This is a genomic window from Methylobacterium guangdongense, assembly GCF_038442355.1.
In the GTDB taxonomy this organism is placed as follows: Bacteria; Pseudomonadota; Alphaproteobacteria; order Rhizobiales; family Beijerinckiaceae; genus Methylobacterium; species Methylobacterium guangdongense.
In genome coordinates this window covers 1-3882 of the sequence record NZ_JBBXMX010000056.1, presented here as the reverse complement: position 1 = coordinate 3882, position 3882 = coordinate 1, and the positions used below count along the sequence as shown (strand labels likewise).

Genomic DNA, 3882 nt, shown 5'->3' with positions numbered 1-3882 from the left:
ACGGGGTCGGCGCCCTCCATCAGAGCGGACCCTTCTCGCGCATGTCGCTGCTCAGCGCCCTGGCCCTGGGCCTGCTGTCGGCCGGGGTGCTGCTCTCCAGGCCGCACGGGCCGTGGGTCGCGACCGTGCTCCGCGGCGGTGAGGCTGCGCGGCTCCTGCTGCCGGCCGTCGTGATCGTGCCGCTGCTCCTCGGGGCGCTGCAGATCTACGCCGTCCGCTCGAATCTACTGGAGCCCGAGACCGGAACCGCGCTCCTCGTCACCGTGCTCGCGATCTGCCTCGCCGCGCTCGCCCTCCGCCTCGCCCGTGACGTCGAGCGGCGCATCGTCGGCGAGCGGCGCCTCAGGGATGCCCTTCAGGAGATGAACGAGGCGCTTGAGCGGCGGGTTGAGGAGCGGACCCACGACCTCGCGCAGGCGCAGGACGCCTTGATCCAGGCCCAGAAGATGGAGGCCATCGGGCAGCTTACCGGCGGCGTGGCCCACGACTTCAACAACCTGCTGACCATCATCCGGTCGTCGGTCGAGTTCCTCCGCCGGCCGAACCTGCCGGAGGAACGGCGTGATCGCTACATGGACGCCGTGTCCGACACCGTGGACCGGGCGGCGAAGCTCACCGGGCAGCTCCTCGCCTTCGCCCGGCGGCAGCCTCTGAGGCCCGAGACCTTCGACATCGGCTCCCGCCTGGTCGGCTTGGCCACGATGTTGGACACCCTGACAGGGGCCCGCATCCGCGTCGTGACGACTAAGCTCGACTTTGGCCATTCATGCGGCGTGGCAGAGGGCATAGACCCAGGAGGCTGGCAAACGGAATCGGGGTTTTGTTCGGGCGGATCGGCGCGGTGATGTTGCCAAAGTCCGCTCGCGCCAGATCGCACAGCGCACGGCGGCCAGGGCATCGGCGAAGGTCGGGCACGGTTTGGGGTACCACGCGGCGGCCGCGACGCGTCGCCGTTGGCGGGCCTGGAGCCGTGCAGCCAGCAGCGTGACGATTGAGAACAGGGCGAGCAGGCAGGGTGTAGTGCGAGCGATCGCCGTGTCAGACCACTGCCGCTGCGTCTCGACGCCCAGATGGGCGCGCGCTTCCTGGAAGGTGACCTCGACGGTCCAGCGCCGCACGAACCACCCGACGATCTGCGTGGGCTCGCGCGTTGGATCCGTGCAGAGCAGGGACTGGGGCGGGAAGCGCGCCTCGGGATCGCGGATGAGGATCCAACGGATCGGTACGACGGGCAAGCCACCGTGCCGCCACACCGCGGTGTCCGAGGCGATCTCGATCGCGCGCGCGCCCGCCCCGTACCAGCCGGGCACCACGACCTTGCGCCAGAGCGTGTCCTTGGCCGCGAGGCGCGCGGCGAGCGTGGGCAGCCGAGCGCCTTTGGTACGCGGACGCCCGATCGTGCCGGGCGGTCGCGGCGGTGCGGGATCATAGAGGGCTGCGTCGAGCCGCAGGCGGGTGATTGCCGTGATGCCGCCGCGCCGCATCGCATCGAGGAACTGGAGGGTCGAGAAGCCGCCATCGCCCACCAGGATGAGGTCGCGCCCCGGCAGCCAGCGCCGCGCCTGCAGAGCGAGTTGGCGTCCGACGTCGAGCAGCGGCTTGTGGCGGCGGCCCCGTTCGCGACAGGCGCGCTCGGATGGTACCAGCGCGGTCAGGAATGGCAGCGCCCAGACGCGCCCCGCCCAGGGGATCGGGGCGAGCAGCATCAGGCTCATCCAGCGCAGCCCGCTCGCCTTAACGAAGTGGCTGTCGGAGGACCGCACGGGGTCGCGGTAGATGCCCTTGGCGGCGATCCGCTTGCCGCGGCGTCGCTCGATCGTGTCGTCCAGTCTCAGGACCACGGGACCGCGTTGCGCGAACGCGTCGACGAGGAGCCCGAGCAGGATACGGCTGCCGGTGCGCGGGCACCACGCCGCCCGGTTGAGGATGCGATGGACGTTCACGAACCGTCGCTCCTGCGCGCGGCCCAGGATGCGCAGGACGCTCGTCACCGTGCGGCGGCCCGGCGTCAGGATCGCGCCGATCAGCAGAAGCTGAGCATGGCGCCACGAGCGGTGGACGAACAGCGGCGCGAACGCCAGGATGATCCCGGCGAAGCGGGTGGGCAAAGGCAGCATGACGGTGTCTCTTGGCGGGGACATCACCAGCCTAACCATCACACCCGCTTCGTCACCTCACACCCTCGATCACCCATCAAAATTGGCCAAAGTCGAGCTTAGCCCGAGTGCCCCTGCTTCGTGCGCGCTGACGCCAGCCAGTTCGACACCGCCATCGTCAACCTCGCCGTGAACGCCCGCGACGCGATGGCTGGCGAGGGCACGCTGACCCTGGCGCTGTCCTGCGGCAGGACGAAGCCGGCGATCCGCGGGCACGCGGGCCTGTCGACGCCGTTCGTGACGCTCGTTGTCGGCGATACCGGCTCGGGAATCGCGGCGGAGAACGTCACCCGCATTTTCGAGCCGTTCTTCACCACGAAGGAAGTCGGCAAGGGCACGGGCCTCGGCCTCTCCCAGGTGATCGGCTTCGCCAAGCAGTCGGGCGGCGACATCGACGTCGCGAGCGTCGTCGGCCGCGGGACCACGTTCACGCTGTACCTGCCGCAGGCCGAGACGGCGGTCATGGACGTCGTCGAGGACGCCGTCCCCGACGACGCGCAGGCCGACGACGGGGACCGGTGCATCCTGGTGGTCGAGGACAACGTGGAGATCGGGCGCTTCTGCACGCAGATCCTGGACGACCTGGGCTACGGCACGATCCTGGCGCAGTCCGCAGAGGCGGCGCTCGCGGAGATCGAGGCAGCTCCGTCCCGCTTCGACGTGGTCTTCTCGGACGTCGTCATGCCGGGCATGGGCGGCCTGGAGCTCGCCAAGCGTCTTCGGGCGACCCACCCGGGGCTGCCCGTGGTCCTGACGTCCGGCTACAGCCATGTGCTGGCGCAGGACGACGCCCACGGTTTCGATCTGGTGAGGAAGCCCTATTCCGCCGCCCAGGTCGACGGTGCCCTACGTTCGGCGACGCGCCGTCGACGACGCGCGGGCGCGCGCTCGGCAGCCATGCGGGAGATGAGTCCATGACCACCTCGAAGCCTCGCCTCGTCGGCTTGAATCACGTCGCGCTGGAGGTCAGCGACATCGAGGATGCGCTCCGGTTCTACCGGGCCGTGTTCTCGTTCGAGCTCCGGGGCACCCATGAAGACGAGGCAGGCCGCACGGTCATGGCTTTCCTCGACATGGGCGACCAGTTCCTCGCCCTGACCGCCGGACGGGAACAGCCGGCTGACACGGAGCGGCATTTCGGGCTTGTCGTCGACGACCGCGCGAACGTGATGGAGCTCGCCGAAAGTGCGGGTGCGACGGTCTTGGACCGCCCGTTCAACTTCCTCGATCCCTGGGGCAACCACCTGGAGATCGTCGCCTACCGGGACGTACAGTTCACGAAAGTGGGGGAGGTCCTCAGGGGAATGGGCCTGGACCTCGGGAAGGGGGATGAGGCGTTGGAGGAGTTGCGGCGCAAGCTGTCTTCGCCTCCGGTACGCGCCGACGATTGAAGGCGTGTCTTTTGGGAAAGGCGAGCAACGGATCACCCGCATAAGCGATAGACAGTCGCAGGTCTCCTGGCGCAAACTATAAGAACGATGGCCCCATCTATATACGGAAAGAGATGACCGAGGGGCTGTCGGTCGCTTCTTTCGTTTCTAGACTGACGGTTTGGCTCCGAACCTCCGTTGATTTCGCAATGCCTCAGTAACCGTAGCCCTAGGGCGTGTCATCGCTTGAGCCAGTCGAGGGCTGCGGCGAGGGACAGAACGCCCATGAAGCTGGTGGCGGTTTTCTCGTAGCGGGTTGCGATGGCACGCCATTCCTTGAGCCTCGCCCAGAGGCG

General features: G+C 68.5%; 3 protein-coding genes and 1 pseudogene. 3 read left to right on the top strand and 1 reads right to left on the bottom strand.

Annotated elements, in window-relative coordinates; translation table 11 throughout:
* The coding region (locus AAHG09_RS31620) for a sensor histidine kinase (protein WP_342112285.1) at window positions 1–845 on the top strand (845 nt) is incomplete at its 5' end.
* On the opposite strand, the gene AAHG09_RS31615 is transcribed toward AAHG09_RS31620, so the two are convergent.
* Window positions 765–2117, bottom strand: a complete 1353-nt coding sequence (locus tag AAHG09_RS31615; RefSeq protein ID WP_342112283.1) for an IS701 family transposase — start codon at window positions 2115–2117, stop codon at window positions 765–767. The two genes, AAHG09_RS31620 and AAHG09_RS31615, sit on opposite strands and share 81 nt — an antisense overlap.
* Before the next feature lie 102 nt (window positions 2118–2219).
* Between AAHG09_RS31615 and AAHG09_RS31610 the strand changes: the two are divergent.
* Window positions 2220–3074 (top strand): annotated as a pseudogene (locus AAHG09_RS31610) (ATP-binding protein); the annotation flags it as partial.
* Entirely contained in the window at window positions 3071–3547 is a 477-nt protein-coding gene (locus AAHG09_RS31605) for a VOC family protein (protein ID WP_342112281.1), read from the top strand. The pseudogene AAHG09_RS31610 and the gene AAHG09_RS31605, both read left to right, overlap by 4 nt.
* Window positions 3548–3882 lie beyond the last annotated feature (335 nt).

What these genes read in the sequence shown, in the direction of transcription:
- AAHG09_RS31615 (WP_342112283.1), bottom strand. Translation starts at nt 2,117, where the DNA reads ATGCTGCCTTTGCCCACCCGCTTCGCCGGGATCATCCTGGCGTTCGCG.
- AAHG09_RS31605 (WP_342112281.1), top strand. Translation starts at nt 3,071, where the DNA reads ATGACCACCTCGAAGCCTCGCCTCGTCGGCTTGAATCACGTCGCGCTG.